Here is a 25284-nt window from a genome sequence, read left to right on the forward strand (position 1 = left end):
ACCCGACTGGAATGCATCGGCACCCTTTGCAAGCTATCTGGCACCCGCGTTTCGATTCTAACCTAAAACGCTTGACTCCATCAAAACTTTTTGATCTGATCGAAATCGGGCAGGGCCATGAATCGCAAACGCGCGATTAAGCAGGCGGCCAGGCAATATCCGGTGCCAGGGGAATGAAGGCGCAGCCGGTCAGGGACATCTGGCAGTAACCGGACGTGGGCCGTTCCAGTGGATTCATCCACTCGGCGGCCGGGGTAGCAACGCACACGATGTACCGCGAACGCGCCTGTACGACAGGCGTGCGCGGGAGGTATGCAGGTCTTACAGGCCGCTTCTTTCAGCCGCTATCCGGGGAGTCACATGAAACAAGATCTCAGGCACACCCTTCTTTACGTAGCCCTGCTGAGCGCTGCGCTGACTGTCGATGTGGTCCAGGCGCAGGACGCTGCCGGAACCGGTGCCGACCAGACCAAGGCCGACAAGAAGAAAACGCTTGCGTCCGATACGCCGCAGACGCTCGAGGGCATCACGGTCACGGCCGCCAAGCGCGAGCAGGACATCCAGAAAGTACCGATCAGCATGACGGCGCTGACGGGCGAACAGCTCGAACGCCAGGGCGTCACCAGCCTTGCCGATCTCGCGCGCATCGCTCCTTCGCTGACGGTCGCCTCGTCCGGTCCCGGCGAAAATAACCTCATTATTCGCGGCATTTCTTCCAGCGCCGGCTCCGCCGCCACGGTGGGCTATTACCTCGACGACGTGCCCATCGCGGCGTCGAGCAACGCCGCCCTGTTGTCGACACGTGGCGTGATCGATCCGTCGGTGTTCGATATCGAACGCGTCGAAGTCCTGCGTGGGCCGCAGGGAACCATCTATGGCTCCAGCTCCATGGGCGGCACGGTCAAGTACGTGACCAACCAGCCGGATCTGGACAACGTCGAAGCCCGCATCAAGACCGACGTGTCCGGCACGCATCATGGCGGCGCGAATGCCAACGTCAACGGCGTGCTGAATATTCCGCTGATGAAGGACAAGGTGGCCCTGCGCGTGTCCGCGTACTACCGCGACGACGACGGTTACATCGATCGCTATCCCATCAGTCCGTCCAATTACCTTGCGGCGGACCCATCCGGCAAGAAACAGGACAACGTCAACACCTATAAGACGTATGGCGCACGCATCGCCATGCTTATCAAGCCGGACGATACGCTGACCATCACGCCCAGCGTGATCTACCAGTACTCCAAGCTGGGCTCGCCGTTTACCTACGACAAGATCCCGGCCTCGCTGAACAATCCCTACCAGGTTCGCGATGTCAACGAGGCCAATGTCCAGAAGTCGACGATCTCGAACATTGCCATCCACAAGCAGTTCGATACCTTCGAGCTGATGTCCTCCACGTCTTACTTCACCCGCGATATCAGCTTGCGCGACGACAGTTCCAAGGTCATCAACTATTTCTTTGGACTGCCCAGCGTTTATCCGGTCACGATGTACGGTAGCTACAAGAACAAGGAATTCACGGAAGAGGTGAGGGCGACCAGCAAGTTCGACGGTCCCGTGCAGGCGATCCTTGGCGCGTTCTATCACGATGTCAGGGCGCCATTGACGTCCTCCATCCCTTATCCCGCGGGATTCAACCAGACCTTCGGCACCCCGTTCCCGGCGTACTCCACGATTTATGCCGGCGCGCGCAACGCCACGCTCGACGAATACGCGGTGTTCGGCGAACTGTCCTGGAACATTACCGACAAGCTGAAGGCGAGCGCGGGTATCCGTGCGTTCGAGGTGAAGCAGGGCTTTTCGCAAAGCGGCGATGGTCTCCTGAACGGCGGTCCGAGCAGCGTGCATAGCAGCTCGAAGGATTACGGCAGCACGCCGAAGTTCACCCTGCAGTACCAGATCGATGCGGACAACATGGTCTATGCGACGGCGTCCGAGGGCTATCGTCCCGGCGGCCCGAACAATCCCGCACCGGCCGCGCTGTGCGGTACGGAAGTGGCGGGTCTGGGCCTGAGCCAGTCCCAGCTCAACAAGTACAATCCGGACACTCTCTGGAACTACGAACTGGGTTTCAAGAGTGCATGGATGGACCGTCGCCTGCTCGTCGACGCATCGGTCTATCACATCGACTGGAACCACGTGCAGCAGCAGATCGTGCTGGGTTGCGGCTATAACATCACCGCGAACTTCGGCAACGCGGTAAGCCAGGGCGGCGAACTCGAACTGAAATTCCTCCCCGTGGATGCGGTGACGCTGAGCGCGGGTTTCGGTTACAACGATGCACATCTGAAGAACGACGTTCCCGGCACCTCGGCGAAAGACGGCGACCGTCTGGTCAATGTCCCGCGCTTTACCGGGTCCGTTGGCGCCGAGTACCGCCGTCGCGTCAATGCCGATTACGACGGCTTCGCACGCGCCGACATGAGCTATGTCGGCGACTCGAATTTCCTTTACGACCGGAATAGCCCTTTCTACCGTCGCAAGGGCTTCGCCACCACCAACATCCGCATCGGTGTGGAAGGTCGCAACGGCTTCGACATATCGCTGTACGCGACCAACCTGTTCGACAAGCATGGCGAAACCGATCTGCCGGTAGCCATCTCGGCCGACTTGCCGACGACCCGCCGCGTGGCGATCAATCAGCCGCGCACGATCGGTGTAACGGTTCAATACCAGTACTGAGCTTCACGGAGCCACGCGGCGACCATGCCGCGTGGCGATCCGGAATCTTTTATTCCGAACCACGTACCGGGATCGCCTCAGGCGAACCCGCGACAGACTCTGGATGACGCCCATGACGCGCTCGATCGACAACGCTTTCCTTCGGGAGGCACTCCTCGATATTCCCCGATGGGCCCACCCCGCGCCCGCCATCACCGTCGACGAACGGAAGCAACGACTGGCACGCGCCCGTCAGCTCATGGTTCAGGCCGGCGTCGACAGCCTGTTGATCGGTGCCGGCCAGAGCCTGCGCTATTTCACGGGAATATCGTGGGGCATGATCGAACGCCTGCTGGGCATGGTGCTGACGCTGGAAGGCGATCCCGTACTCATCTGCCCGGCCTTCGAAGCGGGATCGCTGGATGCCGCCGTGGAAATCGATGTCGACGTGCGTCTCTGGCAGGAACATGAAAGTCCGTATGATCTGGTCGCCGGTGTGTTGCGCGAGAACGGCAGCCGGAAACTCGCCATCGATCCGGCGCTGCCATTCACCATGGTCGACGCGCTGAAACACGCAACGCGATCGGTCAGCTTCGTCAACGCCGCGTCGATCGTCGACGGTTGTCGCATGCTCAAGTCCAGCGCCGAACTTGCCTTGATGCGTCAGGCCAAGCAGATGACCCTGGAAGTACAGCGGCGCGCGCAAGGTATCCTGCACAAAGGCATCGCCGCCAGCACGGTACGGCGTTATATCGACGAAGCCCACCGCGCGATCGGCAGCGAAGGCAGCACGTTCTGCATTGTCCTGTTCGGCCCGTCGACCGCATACCCGCACGGCTTGCCGTCGGACGACGTGCTGGCGCAGGGCGATATGGTTCTGATCGACACGGGGTGCGCCGTGCAGGGCTACAACTCCGACATCACGCGAAGCTATGTGTTCGGCGAACCGACCCGGTTGCAAAGGGACATGTGGAATCTCGAGAAAGAAGCGCAGCAGGCCGCGTTCGATGCGGCACGTCCCGGCGAACCCTGCGAACGTGCCGACCAGGCCGCGCGCGCCGTGGTGGAGCGTGCCGGACTGGGCCCCGACTACCAGTTACCCGGCGTACCCCACCGTACCGGCCATGGCATCGGACTGTCGGTGCACGAGGCGCCTTATCTCGTCCGCGGCGACCGCACGGAAATGCAGCCGGGCATGTGTTTCTCCAACGAGCCGATGATTGTCGTACCTGGCGAGTTCGGGGTGCGGCTGGAGGATCATTTCTTCGTGACGGCTACCGGCGCCGAGTGGTTTACGGAACGTTCTGCATCGATAGATAAGCCGTTTTCCTGACGATAGACGGCTCGGCTTTGCCATCGCGGTAGCGCTCGGACGCTTCGGGGAGAGCCGTCGGCCACCACCCTCGACGCTCCGGCTTCACCGTCGCTCGGGGAGGGAGAGCCGCTGCGCGGCTTTTGTCTGATGGCTGCGCCCCGTCGCGCCCGCGCTGCGGGCGGGGGTTTTTGATTCGGCATCCCTGCCTCAGCAAAAACGGCGGACCGTCCAGGTCCGCCCCCTGCGGGCCTTGTCCGCCCGCCGCGCTCGGTTGCGCAAGTCGCGTCGAGGGTGGAGGCCGACGGCTCTTCCGGATGCGGCGGTCACGTGGAGGAAAGCATGGCGTCGACGCATGGCGATAGACGACCGCATGCCGGTCCCGTCCCATCACGTGCTCGGCTCACGCTCTCCCCACAACCAACCGCAGTCGACGGTGCCGTGGCCGGGTTGGCCCTTGGGGCCGCCTTAGCCGAGGGCCGCGACGCCTAGTGACGGAGCGAAGCGAAGCTACGGCCCGCTCCCGCAGGGACGGCGCCGAAGGCCCCAAGGGCCAACCCGGTCGCGGCTTCCCCGAGGCACGAGCGTGAGCCGACGAAGCCGCTGCCGACACGAGCCGCGCATCGGCTGTCTTCACCCAAAGAGCGACCAGAAGCGCGAGATCGTCCCCATAGTGCGAGAGGAACCACAAAAAAACCGGGCGTCTGTTACACACCTGTCACAACAGCTACCTACGCTGACGATACCGCATGACAGGGGATGCGGCTCTGTGCAATTCGGCCGAACCACATTCCGAGGAGCTTCGTCATGCGTAAGTTACTGGCCGCAGGCATTGCCTGCGTGCTTACCCTATCCGCTGCCTCGATCGTCGCAGCGCAGCAGCAGGTGGATGTCTCCGCCGACGCGCGCGGCAACGATCAGGATTCCGGCTGGGGTCATGGCGGTCGCGGCAACAATCCGCGTGCCGCTACCCCGATCAAGCATCTGGTGGTGATCTTTCAGGAGAACGTCTCCTTCGATCACTACTTCGGTACCTATCCCTTCGCCGCGAACGGGAAGGGCGAGCCGGCCTTCTATGCGAAGCCGTTCACGCCGCAGGTCAACGGATTGATCCAGAACCTGCTCAACCACAATCCGAACGCCGCCAATCCGGGCAACGGCACCGCCGCGATCAATCCCTTCCGCCTTGCCCGCACGCAGGCCGCCACGGCCGATCAGGACCATGGCTATACGTCCGAGCAGCGCGCTTTCAACGGCGGCAAGATGGATCTCTTTCCGCAGTACACCGGCCGCGGCGAAGTACTGCCCGGCGGCGACCCGTCCCAGGAAGGCAAGGGTCAGGTCATGGGCTATTACGACGGCAACACCGTCACGGCTTTCTGGAACTATGCGCAGAATTACGCGCTTAACGACAATAGTTATGGCACGGTGTTCGGTCCTTCGACGCCCGGTGCGCTCAGCTTGATCGCCGGTCAGACGGCCGGTGTCGTCGATACCCTCAACGGCACCGGTGCCGAGACGGACGACGGCAACGGCGGCCTGACGATGATCGGCGATCCCGATCCGATCGGCGATGTCTGCGCTTCGCCGACTGCAAACCAGGTGACTATGGGCGGCCGCAATATCGGCGACCTGCTCAACGAGAAAAATATCACCTGGGGCTTCTTTCAGGGCGGTTTCGACCTGACCCGGAGCAATTCCGACGGCAGCACGGGTTGCACGCGCCGCACGCTGTCGAAGGTCACCAACGTGACCTCGAACGACTATAGCCCGCATCATCAGCCGTTCCAGTATTACCCGACGACGGCAAACCCGACGCATGCCCGGCCCAGCTCTGTCGCCACGATCGGCAAGAGCGGCGACGCCGCCAATCACCAGTACGACATCGAAGATTTTTACGACACCCTCGAAGCGGGCAATCTTCCGACCGTCAGCTTCCTCAAGGCGCCGGCGTATCAGGATGGGCACGCAGGCTATTCCGATCCGCTGGACGAACAGACCTTCGTCGTCCACGTCATCAACGCCTTGCAACAGAGCGGCAAGTGGCGCGATACCGCCGTGGTTATTGCTTATGACGACTCCGACGGCTGGTACGACCACCAGGCATCGCCGCGCACGAACGCCTCGAGCGGCACGACCGACGCCCTCGACGGAGCCGGGTTATGCAAGGGCCGCGCGACGCTTCCTGGTCTGGACGGCACGACGCCGGCGCAGGGCCGTTGCGGCTTCGGTCCGCGCCTGCCGCTGCTGGTGATTTCGCCTTGGGCGCGCGAGAACGCGGTCGATCACACGCTGACCGACCAGAGCTCGATCACGCGCTTCATCGAGGACAACTGGCTCAACGGCCAGCGCATCGGCGGCGGTTCCACCGACGCGCAGGCGGGCCGTCTCGACAGCATGTTCGACTTTTCGATACCGCGTCTGTTCGGTCGCAAGTTGATCCTCGACGAATCCACCGGTCAGCCGAAGAACCACGCGGGCTGGCCGTACTGGCCGTTCGAGAACGGCGGGCATGGTTGATGCCATCGATCGCCGCCGCTTCCTGAAAGCGGCGGCGTGGACGACCGCGGCGGGCTGGCTCCCGTCGCGGCTGTTCGCTCACGACATGCACGGCATGCACGCGGCCCCGCCGGGACAGGTGGGCAACGACCTGTGCATGCATCCGATGGGCGACACCACCCGCATGCCGGGGCTGGTCGATCCGGGCAAACTCGCGCCCTTCGTCGATGCGTTGCCGATACCGCCGACGCTACGTCCGGACACCGGCAAGCCGCTGCACGTGCGTATGGCGGAGTCGTCGCAGAAGCTGCATCGCGACCTGCCGACGACGACGTTGTGGACCTATGGTGGCCACTATCCCGGTCCGACGATCGAGGCGCGCACGGGTCAGGCGTTCGACGTGGTCTGGGAGAACGCGCTGCCGGCGAAGCATTTCCTGCCGGTCGATCACGCCATCTGCGGTGCCGAAGCCGACAAACCGGAAGTGCGGGCGATCGTGCATCTGCACGGTGCCAAGGTGCCTCGCGCGGACGACGGTTATCCGGAAGACTGGTATGTCCCCGGCAAGTCGCGCAAACACCACTACCCGAATACGCAGGATGCGGCGACGCTCTGGTATCACGATCATGCGATGGGCATTAACCGCCTGAACATGTACGCCGGGCTGATGGGAATGTATCTGTTACGCGACGAGCACGAGCTGTCGCTCGGTCTGCCTTCGGGTGAGCAGGAGATTCCGCTGGTCCTGGCCGACCGCCTGTTGCATACGGACGGCCGTCTTTACTATCCCGACTCCGGCGACGCGAAGGCATCATGGGTGCCCGAAGTCTTCGGCAACCTCACGCTGGTCAACGGCGTTATCCTGCCGCGCGCCGACGTGCAGCCGCGTCGCTATCGTCTGCGTGTGCTGAATGCGGCGAACGGACGTTTCTATCACCTGCGTCTTAAAGATGGACGCCCCTTCCAGGTCATCGGATCGGACCAGGGTCTGCTGGCTGCACCCGTGACGATGAAGGCGATCTTCCTTGCACCGGGCGAGCGCGCCGATATCGTGATCGACTTCGCTGCGTTGCGCGGCGGCGCGGTGGAGCTGATGAACGACGCGCTGCCGTTGATGCGCTTTCAGGTAGGGCAGGGCAACGCGACCGACGATAGTCGCGTGCCGGACATCTTGCGCGACCTTCCGCGGGTGACGGAAACAAGCGCGACGAAAACGCGGGAGCTGACACTGGACGAATACAGCGACTGCGTCGCCACGCCGATGTTGATGCTGCTGAACGGCAAGCGCTGGCATGAGCCGGTCACGGAAAAACCGGTGCTCGGCAGTACCGAAATGTGGAGTCTCGTCAATCTCACCGAGGACACCCACCCGATCCACCTGCACCTCGTGCGTTTCCAGATTCTCGACCGGCGCCCGTACGACGTCGACGAGTACATGCAATCGAATACCCTTCGCTATGTCGGTCCCGCGCAGGCACCGCCGGCACACGAGCGTGGCTGGAAGGATGTGGTGCAGGCGTATCCCGGGATGGTCACGCGTATCGTTGCGACATTCGATGGATATGCCGGACGTTATGCCTGGCATTGCCATCTGGCGGAACATGAGGCCAACGAGATGATGCGGCCTTTCGAGGTTGTTGCGGGGTAAATGGGCAGGTACCGGCGTCTATGCTCCGTAGGTATCGCGCGCAGGCGCGCTCCCACAGAAAGCGGGAAGCGGGTCGTATGCTCCTTGATCTTGATCTCTGTGGGAGCGCGCCTGCGCGCGATACCTACGAAGCGAAAGGCCGGAACATCCCGACCTTTCTTCCTACTCGATCAAGCGGCGCGAATAAGCCCAAGCTGCTGCAACGCCTTCACACCGTCATCCAGGCCGATCTCTTCGACGATCCTGCCGTTTTCGAGACGAAGTACCGTCGTGCCCGTGAAGCGCATCGTCCGGCCCGTGGCGGCAGGGAGCGAACCGATGAGGAAATCGCCGAACGCCGGACCACTGTGCGTACCGCCGCCCACCCAGCGTCCCACGACATAGTCGCCTTCGGCGATAAGGTCGGCGGCACCGGCGAAAGACAGGTCTGGAAACGCTTCGCGAAAGTCGGCCATGAATGCCTTGATGTCGTCGTGACCGCGACGCGGTTCATGCAGCGAATACTGCAGAAGCATATCCGGCGCGGCGAGATCGTCCACGACGGCGGGGTTGTAGGTATCTCCCCAGAACTCGGTAAACCAGCGGCCTACGATGGCCTTGTTATCGTCTTCTTTGGACATGATGCATTTCCTCGAATGGTCGGCAGGGAAGAGAAGCCGTGTGCTTCTCCGTGCACGAACAATATCGATGCCGATCGTCTATCACCCTCCGTTTCTTGCGCTTCGATCACCATATGACATCAGGGCTTTTCGCCGGATGGATCGGACTGGTATTCGGCGAGCTTGCCGCGCAGGAACGTTGCCGAATCGACGATTTGTCCATCGGGAAACCGGATGGTGTATTTGATCCCGGACTCCGACGAGCTGGTGGCGCAGTAGACGATGAAGTCTTCGGCGGTCTTCACGCGGCTACCCGCGAAACGCAGTTTCAGCCGCATGTGCGCCGCGGCTTTCTCCGCATCGTAGGACGTGCCGTTGCGAATAAAGGTCGCGCCCTTCAGGGATGCCACGGAGGCAATGAGATAGTCGATCTTCTGCTGTTCGACGGCGTTCTGGCCGAATGCCGGGGTCAGCCACACGAAGCACAATAGCCATACCGCCACGATTCTTCGTGCGAGTCGACGCCGGTAGCGGCGGTCGCCAGCTATGCGCTGTGTTGCAAAAAGCATGAGGTTGTCTTCCTGTCGGCCGGGCGGATCAGAGCATTCCATCGAGCGGCAACATCCGGAGCAGCATTACCTCCAGGCGGCGTTGCGTGGTGGCATCGGGATCATGGCTGTAACGCAACGGTTTGTCGCCATTGCTTGCCTGCCACCGCATCGTGCCCCGATGCCGCGAATCCCTGCCATCAAGGACCACGTGGTAAGCATTCGCGGGGAGGATGGCGGTATCGAAGAAATGGGTCACCGCTTCGGCAAGCGGGGGGCAGTCGACGATGATGCCCATCTCCGTGTTCAGAAGTTTCGAGCGTTCGTCCATATTCATCGAGCCGATGAATACCCACCGCCGATCCACCACGATAGCCTTGGCATGCAGGCTGACGCCGGAGGACGTTCCCCTGGCGGTTGCTGGCTGGGCTGCGCCCGCCGCGGGCCTGAGTTCGTAGAGTTGCAGGCCGCTTTCGAGCAAGGCGCGACGATAGTGCGCGTAACCCGAATGCACGGCCGGCTCGTCGGTGGAGGCCAGCGAATTGGTCAGCACCTTGACGGTCACGCCATGCGCGACCAGTCCGCCCAGATATTGCGTGCCGCTATCGCCGGGAATGAAATAGGGCGACATCACCAATACTTCCTGTCGTGCGCTATCGGTCATGGCTCTGATCCGCGGTCCGATTCGCAGCGCCGGCTCGTCGTGGTCGGTGGCGATCTTCTCCGGTTGATCGGCGACGAGGGTGGCCTCCCCCCAGAACCAGGAGCCGGGGCGGTCCGCGGAGGGGCCGTTCGGCAGCTCGTCCAGAGTTGCCTGTGCATAGTCCGATTGCGCGAAGGCTCGCGCATCGCGTGCAAGATCGGCGCGCAGTTTCGCCAGATCGTAAAGACTGGAACGCTTGCCCTGGAACGCCGTGACCGGATAGGCGGCATCGCAGTTCCAGTAGTCGTCGAAGGCATGCGACGCCTCCTTTACCACGGGACCGATGGCGATCAGGTCCAGGTCGCGGAAGTTGGTGCTGTCGCCGGCATCGAAATAATCGTTGCCGATATTGCGACCGCCCACGACCGCCACATTGCCGTCCACGATGTACGACTTATTGTGCATGCGGCGGTTGAGCCGGTGCGCATCGAACATGAATTGCACGGCCCGGGACACCACAGACGGGTCGTGCGTGGAAAACGGATTGAACAGCCTTACCTCGATATTCGGATGCGCGTCGAGCGCATCCAGCATATCGATCTCGTTGCGTATATTGATGTCGTCCAGAAGCAGGCGCACGCGCACGCCCCGATCCGCGGCCTTCAGGAGACGCTGCGCAACCAGCCGGCCCGTCGCGTCATTGTCGAAGATGTAGTACTGCAGATCGATCGAATGCTGCGCGTGGTCGGCCAGCACGATGCGGCTCATCAGCGCATTGGTGCTGAGGGTCAGCAGACGGAAACCGGACTTGTCCTGGTGCTGGTCCACCTGGGAATGGACATAGAGCCCGGTCGGCGTGCCGGTGGCGGGCGACATGGCCTTCGACGGCGGCTTGGCGGCATCGCTGCGCGGGGCCGAGCAGGCGCCGAGCACGAGCCCGATCATCGCCAGAACCATCAGAGCATGGGCACGTCGCAACATGAATATGACCAGGCCGGATCGACCACTCGCAGCGGAATCCAGACGAACCGCTCCGCCCGGGGTATTCCTTTGTTATCGAAGCTGCCGGACGGGCGTGGGCCGACGGCTGGATTCACTGCCGGGCACCGCGGGCAGCTTGGGCCAGGGGTTGTGAATACGAAGCGACGCCGGACGGAAGAATAGTGAGAGGCCCGGTCTCCCTCACTGTCGCCCCTGTCTCCTCCTCACCGTCACCCCGGCGTACGCCGGGGTCCGCAGCGACCACGCTGGGTAAGGCTGAAAGCTGCAAAAAACGATGCACTGGCGCTACGGCGAAGAGCTGATCGAGCGCGATCGCGACAACCCCATGCATCGCACTGGGTCCCTGCCTGCGCAGGGACGACGGTGAGGGGGATTATTAGCCGCGCGCATGTACGGGAGTGTTGGCCCGGACGACAACCGCGCCTCCATCGCATCCAATACCGGTGCGGCAACAGCCGGTCGGGCTTCCCCCAAGCGCGCGACCTGGCGATAACGCCCCATCCCCCTGCTTACCGCCGGCACCATCACGATGCGTCGAGTACCCCATTGGCTACACCCCCATGCATTCCGGCGCTTACGGTGTCGCGAGGGTCACGTTATTGTCCGGGGTTTAACGCGAGAAGGATTATCCCGGTGAGCACGGATGCACAGATCAACATAGTGCTGCAGGCGGTCCTCGGGGCTCATTTGCTGTTCGTGGCGGTCTGGCTGGTGGCGATTCCACGCTCGCCGCGGTCGGCGGCGGTCCTCCTGGCGGCGTTCCTGCTGGGAGCCGCCGGTTGCGAGCTGGTGGATATTTTGCAGTTGCTCGGCATTCTGCGGGAGCAGACCTGGCTGGTCGGCGTCTATCTGCCGTGGATGTATGCGTTGCCGCCGCTGCTCTATTTGTATACGTACACACTGACATCGGCGGCCAGATCGCCGGAGTCGCGCCAACTTCGATGGCTGGCTCTCGGGCCGCTGGCGGGGCTGCTCTGCACGGTGCCGTACCTGGCCATGGAAGCGGCACAACAAACGGCGGTACTCGACGTCGGCTACCTGCATATCGGTTCGAGCGCGGCATCGATGAGAGTGCCGCTGCAGCTGGCGATACTGGCTTATCCGCTGTATGCGGCGGGATACCTGCTCGCGAGCTTCCTGCGTCTGCGCCGGCATATGCGCGTGGTGGAGGGTTTTTTCTCCAACATCGAGGACAAAACACTCTCCTGGCTACGTTGGGTCCTGCTGCTGCTTTGCGTCGCGCTTGCGGCCAGTGTGGTCGATACGTTTTCCGAACCGCTGCTGGGTTACCACCTCATCGGCGACACCGCCGCCAATCTGATCGAAGCGCTCTGGGTGTATCCGCTAACCTTTCTTGCGCTGGCACAGCCGCCAATCTTCGCCGACGAAGGGGAGCGCGCAAGCGCTCAGGAGGCCTCCATACCGTCGCCGCCCAAATACGCGCGCTCGGCCCTGACCGGCGTCGACCTGGTGCGGATCGCGGCCAAGTTGCAGCAAGCCATGCATGACGCAAGGCTGTATCGCGATGCTTCGCTGACCCTGCGGAGCCTGAGCGATCTGACCGGCGTACCGCAGAACTACATATCGCAGACTTTGAATATCCATCTCGGCTGCAGCTTTTTCGATTACATCAATCGTTGGCGAATCGAAGACGCCTGCGCCCAACTGGCCGATGGCGAACGCAGCATCCTGACCATCAGCGAAGACGTCGGTTTCCAGTCGCGTTCGACGTTCAACGCGGCTTTCAAAAAGATAGTCGGACAAACACCCAGTATCTATCGCCAGCGCGCATCGGCGCCGGAGCCGTACCAAAGCGAAGCCTAGCGGCAGCTTCGAACCACTCGTCCAGTGAACGAATGCCACTCCGGTGGAGGTACGCGCACGTCTGCGGATAGCCACAGCCGCTCGTTTTATCCCCCCAAACCCCCAGAGGAAACAAGTGATGATGACGGTTCCATATCGCGTCCTGAGTACGCGCGCAGGCTCCAGTACCTCCCGCCGTCGCACGATGACGGCACTCGCGATCGGTGGCCTGTCGCTAGCTATCGCATCGGCATCGGCATCGGCGGCCAGTGGCTTGCCCGCGTTTCCTGCAAGCGCTTTTCGTCCATCAACGGTGAATCAAGCCAATGCGGTCGACATCCGGGGAACGTGGAACATGCCCGGCTCGGGTTACATACTCGATATCGATCGGGAGCATATGGTCGCCTATAGCTATGCAGGCGGCTTGTGCTGGCAGGATCCCGCGCTGCTGGTCTTGCTGGGCGATGGAAAGACCGTTCCTTACTACGCGCAGTCGCGTCGCCCCGTCGATACCGCCTTCGCCGCGGACCTGTATCCCGGTGGGACCGATCAGCTCCACGCGGAAAGACTGGGGTCCGTGCCATCGGTATGCACACGCGCCACGGATCGCAGCACGTCGCTCTACACGTTCGATGCGATCACGTCGACGCTGGTCGATTTCTATCCGTTCGGTAGCGAACGCCAGATCGACTGGGCGAAACGAAAAGCGCTCTTGCGGCCGCGCGCCGCGGCGGCTCGCAACGACGCCGAACTCAAAGGTGTACTGACCGACCTTCTGGCTGGTTTCGAAGATGCGCACACGGCCATCATCGGCTCGGTGGGCGACGAGAGCTTTATTCTCGGCTCCGAAGCCAAGCCGACCGGTCATCGATTGATGGCCCGGGCGCGTCGGGACAACGCAACTCTGTTTTCCGACTGGTTCCTCAACTGGCGCAAGGATCAACAGCAGCGGGTATTCGCCACGTTGAATCCGGCAACACGTCATATGGCCCTGAAAGACGATGCCGTGATGTGGGGTGTTCTCGACGGCAACGTCGGCTATCTGTCGATCGAGAGCATGGAGGGATACGAAGCCGACTCCGGTTTCGGCAGAGACCTGGAGCTGATGCGCCTGACACTGGACAAGGCACTTAACGATCTGAAGGGCACGAAAGCACTGGTGCTGGATATCAGTAACAACTCCGGTGGGTACGGTCAGGTCGGACTGGATATTGCGGGGCGTTTTGCCGATCGCCGCCGGCTTGCCTTTACGGTGCGGATACCCGGGGCTTATAGAGTGGCGCCGCAGTCATTCCAGGTTTCGCCCGAAGGGCAGGGCCGCTATCTCAAGCCGGTTTTCGTTCTGACCAGCGAAGAGACGGTCAGCGCCGGCGAGTGGCTCGCGCTCGGCATGCGGGTTCTGCCCCGAACGGTTCAGATCGGACAAGCCACGCAGGGCGCGTTGACCGGTGATTTCATGAAAGGTCTGCCCAACGGCTGGATACTGTCCACATCCAATGCCGTCCTCCGCGATCCGCATGGCATCGGTTACGAAGTGACCGGCTTGCCGCCGGATATCGCGCTTGAGGTGTATCCCGGCGATCCCTCGGTATCCGATGCCGAGTTCGACAACGGACGGTTGAATGCGGTGCTACGTGTTGCCCAACGTGCCGCGGTTCTGCGGGCGCCCGAATAAGTCGAATCGCGCGGGGCAGGCAAGGATGCCCGCTCCGTGCAATCCCAATTGACCGTAATTGTCCCCGTAGCGCATCGAACGAAACGCTCATGATGCAACGCAAGGCGCAGCCTTTCATGGAGCTGCAGGCGAGGCCAGGCGGTCCGGACCGTGGGCGGGACCCAGTCGTTGAATCGGCCCGAACCGTCCTCACGGATACCTACCCATGGTGAATCACCATAGATTGCGGGGGCATGACACTTTTGCGCTGTTCGTGCGGCACAGCGAAAAGCGATAAGGACTCGTGCCGATAGGGGAGAGGACGGTGCCGTACCGTTCTCACCGGGGAAACGAACTCATGCGGGGACGATGGCGTGGATCTAGCCAGGACAACCCGCTGTCTGGGTCGCTACGAGATCGCCGAGGGGATGTTTTGATGTCTATTCGCCAACGAAAGCTAGCCGTGTGTCTGCGCAGCATCCTGGGTAACGGCACTGTGCTGTCGCTATGTTTCTGCGCCAGCGCCATGGCGCAGGATCAGCCGGCTACCGACGCACCCAAACCGGCAAAGGTCACGAAATCCGCACCGGCATCCGCTGAGGAAAAAGATGCGGTCGCCCTGGGCAACATCACGGTAACGTCGCAAAGTCGTACGCAGGAAGTGCAGGTTGTGCCGATTCCGGTGCAAATTGTTACCCAGAAGCAGATCGATGCGCTGGCCGCGACCGACCTGTCCAAAATGAACGGTTACATTCCCGGCCTGTTCGTCGATGGCTCGCAGCCGACCCAGCCCGTTTATTCGTTGCGCGGTATCACGGTCACCGATTTCGGCATCGGTACCGACTCGCCCATCGGCATCTACGAAGACGGGGTATACACCGGGAAAACGGGTGGTGCGCTACTCACCTTCAACGATATTCAACGCGTCGAAGTGCTGAAGGGACCGCAAGGTACATTGTTTGGCCGCAACAGTGCAGGCGGCGCCATTTCCGTGGTGACGAACGAACCCGAAGACGACTGGGAAGGGAAAGCGAAAGTGCGGCTGGGTAACTATGGCACGCGTTATGTCGACGGCGTGCTGAATGCGCCGATCGCGCCCGACCTCGCGGCCCGTTTCAGTTTTGTCGACACCCAGAGCAACGGATGGTTGCGCGACACCGCCAATGGTCAGCACTACAACAAGAACGACGACTGGGGCATACGCAGCCAACTGCGCTGGAATGCGCCCGGAGATACCAAGGTACGCGTTTCCTGGGAACACGAAAAACTGAATCAGCCCGCGCGCCCGGCGATCGGCCTGGTTCCGGTGCCGGCGGCGCCGGGAGTGTTGCCGTTTCCGGCCGATCCGCAAACCTATCTCAACCCCATCGACGCGCCGGTCTACAACGACGTCAAAGGGAATAACGAGAGGCGAACATTCGATGGCGTGAGTCTGTTTGTCGATCATTCGTTTCCATTCGGCGACCTGAGTTCGATCACGGCCTATCGACATTTTTCCACGTTCAACCTCGAGGACGGCGACGGTACCAACCAGCCCTATCTCTATCTCGACACCAACAATATCGAGCAGAACACCAGCTGGTCGCAGGAATTCAAACTGTCCGGCAAAAACGATCTGCTCGATTGGGTGGCCGGCGTGAGCTACTACCACGACAACGCGCGTCAGGACAGTCAGGTCAACCTGCTCACCGACAGCATCGATACGCTTCTGAACAATACCGGCGTGGCGCCGGGCGGTTTGTACGGCCCTCTGGGGGCTGCGCTGGGACAGCCGGGGTTGCTGCTCAACAACCCGTGGCAGGAAAACATGATCAATCACGGGCGTTATACGGCCGAAGCGCTGTATGGCGACGTGATCTGGCATCTGAGCGATCGCCTGAACCTGACCACCGGCTTGCGTTTCACCCGCGACGAAAAGAATTTCAGTTGGTACAACCCCGTGCGCACGGCGACGCAGCTCGACGCGACGCTGGCTCAATTGCAGGCACTCGGGATTTTCGATATGCCGGGGGTGCCCCCGATAGAGACCTTCCAGCAGAACCTCGAGTTCGCCAGCCCCATCGCGACCAATGCTCCCCTCGCCGTCAAGCGTAGTTGGAACGATTTCAGTCCGCGCGTGGTACTCGACTACAAATTGACCCCCAACATGATGCTGTACGGCTCGGTGGCGAAGGGCTACGAAGCGGGTGGGTTCAATGCGCAGCAGGTCGATGCGGTGTATCAGCCGGAAAGCGTCTGGAACTATGAGATCGGCCTCAAGAGCTATTTCCCGGACTATCGACTGCTGTTCAATGCGTCGGTGTACTACTACCGCTATTCCAACCTGCAGTCGCTGAGCCTGATTTCCAATGGCAACGGAGCGCTGCCGCTATACGAAGTCACGACCAGCGATCAGCACGCGAAAGGGCTCGAACTCGAGGCGCACTGGCAAGCCACTAATGCCCTGCGTTTCAACCTCGCGACGACCTACACCAATGCGACCTATCAGCACTACGTGGACCCGCAGGGCGTCAGCCTGTCCGGTCAGGCAGTGGGTGAGCCGTTGTGGTCGGCCGCGGCGGGTGCGGAATATGTCTGGCACGATGTCGCCAGCGGCGATCTGAATCTGACCGTGCAGCATGCCTATCGTGGGAAGCAGCGCTGCAACAGCGATTCGGCGGCCCAGGGACAATGCCTGTCCACGCCGGCATTCACGCTCGGCGTTGCGCAGAACCGTACCGATTTGCGTATCGGCTGGTCCTCGTCGCGCATGCCATGGAGCGTCGCGTTGTACGCCAACAATGTATTCAACAAGCGCTATGTGCAGAGCATCAACAACATCAGCGCGAGCATTCTGGGTACACCGTTCGCCTACATCACTCCGCCGCGCACGTGGGGGGTGGAGGTAGGCGTGGATTTTTGACCCGTCCATTGCCCCCGCGGAAGAATGCATGTCCGTCAATGAACTGCGTTTCCCCCGGAATTTCCTGTGGGGCGTCTCTACGTCGGCCTATCAGATTGAAGGTGCTTTAGGCGAAGACGGTCGCGGTCCTTCGATCTGGGATACCTTCTGCAGCGAATCCGGCCGCATCGCCAACGACGATACGGCCGGGACCGCCTGCGATCACTACCGCCGCTATCCCGAAGACGTGGCACTGATGGCCACGCTCGGCGTCGATGCCTATCGTTTCTCGATCGCATGGTCGCGCATTCAGCCAAACGGTCGTGGCGCGGCAAATCCGAAGGGACTGGACTTCTATTCGCGTCTGGTCGACGAGCTTCTGGCGAAAGGCGTCGACCCGACGCCGACCTTGTTCCACTGGGATCTGCCACAGGCCCTGCAAGACGCCGGGGGCTGGTTCAACCGCGACACGACCGATCGTTTCGCCGAATTCGCGCGTATCGTGGCCGAGCGTCTCGGCGATCGCGTATCGCGCTGGATCACCCATAACGAAACCTTCGAGCACACCGTGCTCGGCCATGCCATCGGTACGCATGCGCCGGGGCGGCAACTGGGGCTGGACATCTTCCCGGTGGTGCACCACTTGCTGCTGTCGCATGGCAAGGCGGTACAAGTCCTGCGAGCGGCACTGCCGGCAGGTTCGCGGATCGGCATCGCGCAGAGCATGGCGCGCACGCGGCCGGCATCTGGCCGCATCAGGGATCGATGGGCGGCACACCTCCTCGAAATCCTGCATCTGCGCATGCATACCGATCCGCTACTGCTTGGCCGCTATCCGGTAGAGCTTCGCCTGCTGGGCGTGGACAAGTCGGCATTGCTCGCCAACGATCTGGCGACCATTGCGCAACCGCTGGATTTCCTGGGCGTCAATTTCTACAACCCGCAATATGTCCGTGGCGGACCGAAGGGCGGCGTCGTGCCAATCGAAGCGGCCGAGCCACCCGCGCACCTGGAACGCACCGAGATGGGCTGGCCGGTGGATGCCGACGGTTTCAGCGAGTTGTTGCTGTATCTGCGCAAGCGTTATGGCGCCAGGTTGCCTCCGATCCTCATTACCGAAAATGGTGCGGCATTTCCCGACATCGTCGACGCGCAAGGCCGTATCGACGACCCGCGTCGGATCGCTTATTTGCAGGCGCATCTGCAAGCGCTGCGTCGCGCGATGGACGCGGGCGTCGACGTGCGCGGCTATTTCGTCTGGTCGCTGCTCGACAACTTCGAGTGGGCCGAAGGTTATCGGCCGCGCTTCGGACTGGTACATGTCGACTACGCCACACAGAAGCGCACGCCCAAGGCTTCGTTCGACTGGTATCGCCACTTGATAGCAGTCCAGCGATGAACACAGGTGCCACGCATGAGATGAAAGCAGGGGATTCCTCCGGTGCACTGACCGAACCTGTCGCACCGGTACGCTCGCGGTTCTTCATCAGTATGGCGCTATCCAATCTCGCGATATGGATGGCCTTTTTCGCGCCGATTCAGATCCTGCTGGCTCAGCAGATGGAAGTGCTCGCGCCGATGCACAAAGAGTCCGCGCTGGGCTGGGTGACAGGTATTGGCGCGCTGGTGTCGTTGTTTGCCAATCCGCTGTTCGGTGCCTGGTCGGACCGGACTGTTTCGCGCTTCGGCCGGCGTCATCCGTGGAATATCGGCGGCGCGCTGGTCGGCGCATTGGCGCTGGTTGTGCTGGGTCAGCAACATACCCTGCCGGGTATTATGTTGTGGTGGTGTGTCGTGCAGTTCGCGCTCAATGCCATGCTTGCCGCGTTGTCCGCCGAAGTGCCAGACCAGGTGCCGGTAACGCAGCGTGCGGTGTGCAGCGCCTGGGTGGGCGTGACCCAGCCGCTGGGTGTCGTCGCCGGGGCATTGCTGGTAACCCTGCTGGCTCACGATATCGCGCAAGGCTATCTTCTGGTCGCCGTGGTACTGGTGCTGTGCGCGCTGCCATTCGTAGGGCTGGTGCGCGATAGTCCGTTGCGACGCGACGAGCGTCCAGCGTGGAACGCGCGCGCGTTCCTGCGCGGCTTCTGGATCAGCCCGCGTGAATACCCGGATTTCGCCTGGGCCTGGGCAACACGCTTTCTGATCAATCTGGGAAATGCCATCGGCACCCTGTACATGCTGTACTTCCTGCATGACCGGCTGCACTACGAGCAACTGTTTCCGGGAAAAACCTCAGCAGACGGGTTGTTGATCGTCGTGACGGTCTATACGGCTGGCGTGCTGGTCGGAGCCTTTGCGGGTGGCGTGCTTTCCGATCGCAGCGGTCGCCGCAAGATCCATGTGATCCTGTCCAGCGTGGTAATGACTGTCGCCGCCTTGATGTTGATGCCTCCACCCACCTGGCTGCTGGTGCTGGCCGCTGCAGCGGTACTGGGGCTCGGTTATGGCATTTACGTCGCGGTCGACCAGGCCTTGATAACCCAGGTGTTGCCGCTGGCGACCGATCGCGGCAAGGATCTTGGCATCATCAACATCGCCAACTCCGCCCCGCAGGTGGTGGCGCCGGCTATCGCGGCGATCCTGGTGACGCGCTTGGGTGGCTATCCCGGGCTGTATCTGGCCACCGCGGCGTTTACCCTGCTCGGCGGCGTGCTGGTACGTCGGATTCGCAACGTTCCCTGACCGCCGTCGAAAGGTTTTGGCACGATTTGCCCTTTGGTGTCCTTCGGCGGTGTGTTGGACTGAGCACCGATCTGCGACGATGCATATGTGTCCGCAACCGATGGCAAAGACAGGGGCAGGGCCACGATGATTCCCATGCGCTATCGCGCGCTCACGATCTATGCCGCGCTGCAGGCATTGATGCAGTTCGAATGGCTGCGCTTCGCGCCGATCACCACTGAGATCGCCAGTCAGTACGGGGTGTCGCCGAGTGCGATCGGCAACCTGTCGCTGGTGTTTCCCTTGCTGTTTATACCGCTGGCATTGCCGGCGGGTCTGTTGCTCGATCGTGTGCCGGTGCGTACATCGCTGCGCATCAGTGCGGTAGGAATGGCTTTGGCTGCGTTGCTGCGCATACTCGGGCCGAGCTACGGGTTCCTGCTCGCGGGGCAGGTCATGTTCTCGGTGCTGCAGCCGTTGGTCATGGCGTTGGTCGCCCGGTTGGCCGCGGTATGGTTCGCTGAAGACGAACGCCTGCGAGCCACCGAGATATCCAGCATGGCGATATTCGCGGGTCTTGGTCTGGCCTTCGTGCTGGTGCCGGTGATCGGATTCCGGACTTTATGGCTCGATGTGGCCGTGCTGGGTGCACTGGCCGTGTCGACCTTGCTATGGGTACCAGCCGACCCGCGTGAGGCCGCTGCCACGCCGGGCCCTCGACCATCGTGGCGTTCCGGCATGCTGGCGATGCTGCGTGCACCGGCGTTCCTGGTAGTCACGGCGTATTTCTTCCTGGCCAATGGCTATTTCAATGCCATTTCGACATGGCTTGAATCGATTCTGCATCGGCACGGGATCGACCCGCAGACAGCGGGTATCGTCGCACTGTGCATGCTGATCAGCGGGATTGTGTGCATGGCGTTGATCGAACGCGTTTCCAGCTGGTTGAGCTTGCGCATGCTTATGCTGATCGCCGCGCTGGGCTCGATCGGCGTCACCGTGGTGTTATTTACCAGCAGCTCGCCGGTGGTGCTGGGTCTTGCCGGCATCCTGCTGGGCGCCACCCTGTTGGCACCGTTGCCGTTGCTGATCCAGGTCGTGGCGAAGAGCGCCGGCGAGGAACATGCAGGCACCGCGGCCAGCCTGTTTTTCCTGATGGGTAACGCCGGCGCCGCCGCCTTCATCGCTGCGTTCGAGCCGATTGCCGATGCCGGGCAGTGGACACTGGGTTGTTGTCTGCTGATCGCCATGCTGGTCGTGCAGGGCGTCCTTGCGGCCATTGGCGGGCCGCGTCAAAGATGGCCCGCGTAGCCGGGTTTGAGGTTGTAATCATCCGCCAGCAGACATCTGCGCAAGCGGGCTTTGATTAAATTAAGTCACATCAAGTTGGTAAACCCAGACATTATTATCCAGCAAACGTCCCTGCACCAATTCGCTCGTTTTACCATTTGTAACGCGCCATGTTTCACATTGAGGGATCTGTTTGGTTCCGTCAGCAGACAAACCATTCTTGCCATCATTGCGTATCAAATACTGCACTGATTTCGGGAAATCGGAGCCTTTAGGCACGTACTGACCAGCGGCTATCAAGAAATCGAGTTTTATATCAGGTCGTATGAATTCCTCCAGGCGAGGAAAGCCTACATCGGCGCAGATAGTAACGCCATAAGGTATTGAGGTCAGTATTTGATTATTAAATAGCGGCGCGTGACCAGAACGAGTATCGTGCTGAGCCGTTATTTCGCTTAACTCATACACTTCGACACTGAGACCGTCGGAGAGGTGGTATGTATAAATAATTGTATCCTCTCCCTCCACGTTGATATCAACCGATAACCCAAGAAAGTCAATTCCCGCGGTATAACGTTTTGGCCACATCGAAAAATAAGGCACGCCTCGCTCCAGGCCTGGCCCGAAATTATTGGCGGCAAGCACATAGTTAATCGCCTCATAACGATTTACATTTTGTTTGCTTGGAAGCAATAAAGCATTTGTTCCTGGCAGTAAAATTAGCCTGCCCCATTCCGTGGCGGGGAATTTTTTGATTAGTTTCTGGATCTGTTTCTTTACTAAGATATTATAAATATAGGATAATTGATGCAATTCATCTTTGTTTTTTACTGCTTGCCATGGAATATTCCAGTAAATTTCAGGAGCGGTAAAAAATGTCACGGAGGGGTCGAATGGGTCATTTTTTAGCTGTGCAAGTGAAGACTCTAGTGCCTTGGCCAATTTTAGCTGGCGACCCTCAATTTCACGTTTGGCAAAATCGATAATCGACTCATTTTTTTGACGCGGGTGGAGGATATCAGGGTTCAGGGTAATGGTCTGGAGGGACAAAATTTGTACTTTATTGCCTCCATCGGTGCCAAAAAATCCACCCCTGCCACCTATCGCTAAACCAGGTACCGCCAGCATTGACGAGGCGCCAAGTATTTTCCCCACTGCACGACGACGATCAATATTGATTTGGCAAGCACGGCGAATTTTTCTAGGAATTTTTAGCACGAATATCACTGTGTTTTTTGAGTGATACAAGGACCTGCCAGATCGACATAAGTTTCTAGTGGGGGCACGTTCGACTACGAAACGCAGTACGTTCGTGCGGTGTCAAGCCGCACGAATCCCACAAATATCGCCACAGAATTGCATGCCGTTGGCATTCGTCACTCGCGTCAGCCTGCAACTGATTCGTGCGACAACGGCGGCAACTATGCGCGGATGCTGTCGAGCAACAAGAACGAACCCGCCGCTGTAGCGATCGTGGTATTGCGCGGAGACGACATCAGGTCTCTCCGAATGGCATCCATGCATCGACGATGCGACCGTTGTCGATCACGTGTACCGGACCGTAGTGCAGCAAACTGCCTTCGGACTGATACGGGCGAAAGAACACGGTGTCGTTCACCGCGAGCGCATGCTCGCGCGGTCCGTTGAGGATGGACTGGTTGAAGCTGAGGCCAAACTGTTTGTTAGGCTGAAGTCCCACGGGAGAGGCCGGTTGCGCGGGCCAGCCGCCGCCATAGATGAAATAGCTGCGCGCACGCCGCGCGCGTCCGCCGAACAGCAGCTTCGACAGCCATGCCGGGCCCGGCAAACGCGTACCGTCCTGGGCCTTGAGCACGGGCGTGGTGATGAATATCGCCGGCTCGAATTCCGCCAACAGATCGATATCGAATTCGAGCGGCTTGAGCAGCGCCGAGCCAGCGGACACATCGTTGAGCGGCGAGTCGTACCGATGCAGGGCAACGGTCGGACTGCCGGCGCCGTTCCAGCACATCCCCGGTGCCAGTTCGGGATAGCAGGCGCGCGCCGTCGCCTGGAAGGCGCGATAGGCAGCGACCGCTTTGGCGAAACTGGTATCGCGGCTTTCCACCAGCGCCGGCAATTTTCCGACATGCGCGTCGTATCCCATCAATCCGGAAAACTCGAGATGCTCCGGCGCGGCACGTAGTTGTTCGAGCATGACGTGCAAGGCCGCCGGGTCGCTCGCGCCACCGCGGTGCAGGCCGACATCGATCTCCAGGTTCACGCGCAACTTCGTGCCAAGGCCGCACGCGAGCTCCAGATATTCCTGCAGCCGCGCCGGCGTATCGATCAGCCATTGCAGCTGGCGTGCCGGATCGAAAGAAGTATGGCCCAGGTGCTGGTAGAAATGCCGTGCGGCAAGTACCGGCATCGGCTTTCCCATCAGTACGTCGCTGTCTGGGAACCGCTGTGCCACCTGACGCAACTGTGGCTCATGAAACACCATCAGCGAACGGGTATCGGTCAGTTTCATCAGCTCGTCCAGCAGCGCTGGCACGGGCAACGACTTTTCGACCAGGCGCAGTTGCGTGCCCGGTGCGATTAACACCTTCAGGCGCGCGGCATTGCGGCGCATGCGTTCCCGGTCGATCACCACGCTTGGACGAGCGATGCCCGCCTGATTCAACGCATTCTGCAGGCCATTGAAATAGATGTCGTGAGGGCTGGCGTGAATCGCTGGCGAGCGGTCCCGGGTCATGACGTTGCCATTCCGAACAATTGCCGCAGATACGGATTGAGAAACTTTCCGTGCGGATCGAGTTCATTGCGTAAACGGAGAAAGCGCTCGAGGTCGGGATACAGGGAACGCAGGTCCGCGGCATCGACGGTATGCAGCTTGCCCCAGTGCGGGCGACCGCTGTAGTGGCGCAGAACGGGTTCCGCCACGGCGAACAAGGGCCGGTAATCCTGCTTGTGATACTGATGCACCGAGATCGAACAGCGCGCTTCGCCTTGAGCGCCCTGAAAAGGGCTAAGCCAATAATCGTCGGCGGCTATGAAGCGAAATTCGATCGGAAAGAACACGTCGACCTTATTCTTGCTCACCGCCGTGCAGACCTCATCCAGGCAGGATACCCCCGTAGCCAGCGGCACCTGGTACTCCATCTCGTTGAAGCGCACGTTGCGCGACGAGGCGAATATCCTGTGCGACCAGTCGACGCGTTCGGTGGGTTGAATGAAGCGGCCGATCATGTGTTGCAGTCGACGTCCGACGCCAGGCAGCCAACGGGTAAGTTCGCAACTCAATCTCAGCATGGCGTCGTCGGAGTCGGCACCTTGCGCTTCGCCCGAGGGCGGCTGTTCGGTGACATCGAGTGTCTTGACGATGGCCAGCCGGCTATACGGAAAGACCAGGAGTTCGAAGTGCCGATGTTGACGAACCCACTCGTCCATGTCGGGCAGTAACTTATCCAGTGGTAGCAACTGCACGCGCTCGCGCAGACGAAAGGAAGGCATGTTCTGCAGCGTGACCTGGGTGATTACGCCGAGTGCACCCAGCGATACCGCGGCCGCGCGAAACAGGTCGGTATCGCTGTCGCGGCTGCATTCGAGTACCTCGCCTTGCGCGGTCACCAGCCGCAGCGCCGTAGCGCCGGCAGCGATGCAGGGCAGGGTGATGCCGGTGCCGTGCGTCGCGGTGGAAAGTGCGCCAGCAAGGCTCTGCCGATCGATATCGCCCAGATTCGGCATGGATTGACCGATGCCATGCAGCAAGGGGCCGGCGTCGAACAGGCGAGTACCGGCCCACATCCGGGCTTGCTGCGTCTGCACGTCGTGACTGATCAAGCCGCTGAGGCGATCCAGCGACAGAATCGCACCGGACGTCGGTACCAATGGGGTGAATGAATGGCCCGCACCGACGACGCGTACGTTGGTGGCATCGCGTACTTGCCGGCGTAACGCATCTTCGTCCGGCGGCAACCATTTCGCGGAAGGTTGGGCGTGCTGCTGGCCGGACCAGTTTTCCCACGCCGGCTGCGTACCATGCAGACCATCGTCCAGGCCTGTGCGTGGTGCTGGCGGCGTGAAGTGACGGGATAGCATTCCGCGTTTCCGTGG

The 25284-nt window shown here is 61.0% G+C and carries 16 protein-coding genes; 10 read left to right on the forward strand and 6 right to left on the reverse strand.

Going from position 1 to position 25284, the window contains the following annotated elements; all coding sequences use genetic code 11:
* Nucleotides 1-360 precede the first annotated feature (360 nt).
* From EC912_RS14170 to EC912_RS14185, 4 genes are all read left to right on the forward strand, one after another.
* Nucleotides 361-2685 carry a TonB-dependent receptor gene (locus tag EC912_RS14170; RefSeq protein WP_132145159.1) on the forward strand — a complete coding sequence of 775 codons (2325 nt, stop codon included), beginning with the start codon at nucleotides 361-363 and terminating at the stop codon, nucleotides 2683-2685.
* 112 nt (nucleotides 2686-2797) lie between these two features.
* Entirely contained in the window at nucleotides 2798-3997 is a 1200-nt protein-coding gene (locus tag EC912_RS14175) for a M24 family metallopeptidase (RefSeq protein WP_132145161.1), read from the forward strand.
* A 786-nt stretch (nucleotides 3998-4783) separates the two neighbouring features.
* The gene (locus EC912_RS14180; RefSeq protein ID WP_132145163.1) at nucleotides 4784-6496 is read left to right on the forward strand and encodes a phospholipase C; all 1713 of its coding nucleotides are present in this window, start codon (nucleotides 4784-4786) and stop codon (nucleotides 6494-6496) included.
* Nucleotides 6489-8123 carry a multicopper oxidase family protein gene (locus EC912_RS14185; protein WP_243649286.1) on the forward strand — a complete coding sequence of 545 codons (1635 nt, stop codon included), beginning with the start codon at nucleotides 6489-6491 and terminating at the stop codon, nucleotides 8121-8123. The genes EC912_RS14180 and EC912_RS14185 overlap by 8 nt, the downstream gene beginning before the upstream one ends.
* 170 nt (nucleotides 8124-8293) lie before the next feature.
* On the opposite strand, the gene EC912_RS14190 is transcribed toward EC912_RS14185, so the two are convergent.
* From EC912_RS14190 to EC912_RS14200, 3 genes are all read right to left on the reverse strand, one after another.
* Nucleotides 8294-8743, reverse strand: coding sequence for an ester cyclase (locus tag EC912_RS14190; protein WP_132145165.1), 450 nt, complete (start codon nucleotides 8741-8743; stop codon nucleotides 8294-8296).
* A 119-nt stretch (nucleotides 8744-8862) separates the two neighbouring features.
* A complete protein-coding gene (locus tag EC912_RS14195; RefSeq protein WP_132145167.1) occupies nucleotides 8863-9291 on the reverse strand; it encodes a DUF5329 family protein in 429 nt (142 codons plus the stop codon).
* A 28-nt stretch (nucleotides 9292-9319) separates the two neighbouring features.
* Nucleotides 9320-10894, reverse strand: coding sequence for a phospholipase D-like domain-containing protein (locus EC912_RS14200; RefSeq protein ID WP_132145169.1), 1575 nt, complete (start codon nucleotides 10892-10894; stop codon nucleotides 9320-9322).
* A 654-nt stretch (nucleotides 10895-11548) separates the two neighbouring features.
* Here EC912_RS14200 and EC912_RS14205 point away from each other — a divergent pair.
* The 6 genes from EC912_RS14205 (at nucleotide 11549) to EC912_RS14230 (ending at nucleotide 21228) form a co-directional block, all read left to right on the forward strand.
* Complete coding sequence (locus EC912_RS14205; protein WP_132145171.1) at nucleotides 11549-12739, forward strand: helix-turn-helix domain-containing protein; 1191 nt, start codon at nucleotides 11549-11551, stop codon at nucleotides 12737-12739.
* A 118-nt stretch (nucleotides 12740-12857) separates the two neighbouring features.
* On the forward strand, nucleotides 12858-14393 hold the full coding sequence (locus EC912_RS14210) for a S41 family peptidase (RefSeq protein WP_132145173.1): 1536 nt from the start codon (nucleotides 12858-12860) through the stop codon (nucleotides 14391-14393).
* 415 nt (nucleotides 14394-14808) lie between these two features.
* Nucleotides 14809-17274, forward strand: coding sequence for a TonB-dependent receptor (locus tag EC912_RS14215; RefSeq protein WP_132145175.1), 2466 nt, complete (start codon nucleotides 14809-14811; stop codon nucleotides 17272-17274).
* 28 nt (nucleotides 17275-17302) lie between these two features.
* Complete coding sequence (locus EC912_RS14220; RefSeq protein ID WP_132145177.1) at nucleotides 17303-18652, forward strand: GH1 family beta-glucosidase; 1350 nt, start codon at nucleotides 17303-17305, stop codon at nucleotides 18650-18652.
* Nucleotides 18653-18672: 20 nt separating this feature from the next.
* Nucleotides 18673-19938 (forward strand): MFS transporter, encoded by a 1266-nt coding sequence (locus EC912_RS14225; RefSeq protein WP_132145179.1) that lies wholly within the window; start codon nucleotides 18673-18675, stop codon nucleotides 19936-19938.
* 87 nt (nucleotides 19939-20025) lie between these two features.
* Nucleotides 20026-21228, forward strand: a complete 1203-nt coding sequence (locus EC912_RS14230; RefSeq protein WP_132145181.1) for an MFS transporter — start codon at nucleotides 20026-20028, stop codon at nucleotides 21226-21228.
* A gap of 60 nt (nucleotides 21229-21288) precedes the next feature.
* On the opposite strand, the gene EC912_RS14235 is transcribed toward EC912_RS14230, so the two are convergent.
* From EC912_RS14235 to EC912_RS14245, 3 genes are all read right to left on the reverse strand, one after another.
* Entirely contained in the window at nucleotides 21289-22425 is a 1137-nt protein-coding gene (locus tag EC912_RS14235; protein ID WP_132145183.1) for a hypothetical protein, read from the reverse strand.
* Nucleotides 22426-22702: 277 nt separating this feature from the next.
* The gene (locus tag EC912_RS14240) at nucleotides 22703-23923 is read right to left on the reverse strand and encodes an alanine racemase (RefSeq protein ID WP_132145185.1); all 1221 of its coding nucleotides are present in this window, start codon (nucleotides 23921-23923) and stop codon (nucleotides 22703-22705) included.
* Nucleotides 23920-25269, reverse strand: a complete 1350-nt coding sequence (locus tag EC912_RS14245) for a D-arabinono-1,4-lactone oxidase (protein ID WP_165973609.1) — start codon at nucleotides 25267-25269, stop codon at nucleotides 23920-23922. Before EC912_RS14245 ends, EC912_RS14240 begins: the two co-directional genes overlap by 4 nt.
* Nucleotides 25270-25284: the final 15 nt, after the last annotated feature.

This window comes from Luteibacter rhizovicinus, from assembly GCF_004342265.1.
In the GTDB taxonomy this organism is placed as follows: domain Bacteria; phylum Pseudomonadota; class Gammaproteobacteria; order Xanthomonadales; family Rhodanobacteraceae; genus Luteibacter; species Luteibacter rhizovicinus_B.

What these genes read in the sequence shown, in the direction of transcription:
- EC912_RS14170 (WP_132145159.1), top strand. Translation starts at nt 361, where the DNA reads ATGAAACAAGATCTCAGGCACACCCTTCTTTACGTAGCCCTGCTGAGC.
- EC912_RS14175 (WP_132145161.1), top strand. Translation starts at nt 2,798, where the DNA reads ATGACGCGCTCGATCGACAACGCTTTCCTTCGGGAGGCACTCCTCGAT.
- EC912_RS14180 (WP_132145163.1), top strand. Translation starts at nt 4,784, where the DNA reads ATGCGTAAGTTACTGGCCGCAGGCATTGCCTGCGTGCTTACCCTATCC.
- EC912_RS14185 (WP_243649286.1), top strand. Translation starts at nt 6,489, where the DNA reads ATGGTTGATGCCATCGATCGCCGCCGCTTCCTGAAAGCGGCGGCGTGG.
- EC912_RS14190 (WP_132145165.1), bottom strand. Translation starts at nt 8,743, where the DNA reads ATGTCCAAAGAAGACGATAACAAGGCCATCGTAGGCCGCTGGTTTACC.
- EC912_RS14195 (WP_132145167.1), bottom strand. Translation starts at nt 9,291, where the DNA reads ATGCTTTTTGCAACACAGCGCATAGCTGGCGACCGCCGCTACCGGCGT.
- EC912_RS14200 (WP_132145169.1), bottom strand. Translation starts at nt 10,894, where the DNA reads ATGTTGCGACGTGCCCATGCTCTGATGGTTCTGGCGATGATCGGGCTC.
- EC912_RS14210 (WP_132145173.1), top strand. Translation starts at nt 12,858, where the DNA reads ATGATGACGGTTCCATATCGCGTCCTGAGTACGCGCGCAGGCTCCAGT.
- EC912_RS14215 (WP_132145175.1), top strand. Translation starts at nt 14,809, where the DNA reads ATGTCTATTCGCCAACGAAAGCTAGCCGTGTGTCTGCGCAGCATCCTG.
- EC912_RS14220 (WP_132145177.1), top strand. Translation starts at nt 17,303, where the DNA reads ATGTCCGTCAATGAACTGCGTTTCCCCCGGAATTTCCTGTGGGGCGTC.
- EC912_RS14225 (WP_132145179.1), top strand. Translation starts at nt 18,673, where the DNA reads ATGAAAGCAGGGGATTCCTCCGGTGCACTGACCGAACCTGTCGCACCG.
- EC912_RS14240 (WP_132145185.1), bottom strand. Translation starts at nt 23,923, where the DNA reads ATGACCCGGGACCGCTCGCCAGCGATTCACGCCAGCCCTCACGACATC.
- EC912_RS14245 (WP_165973609.1), bottom strand. Translation starts at nt 25,269, where the DNA reads ATGCTATCCCGTCACTTCACGCCGCCAGCACCACGCACAGGCCTGGAC.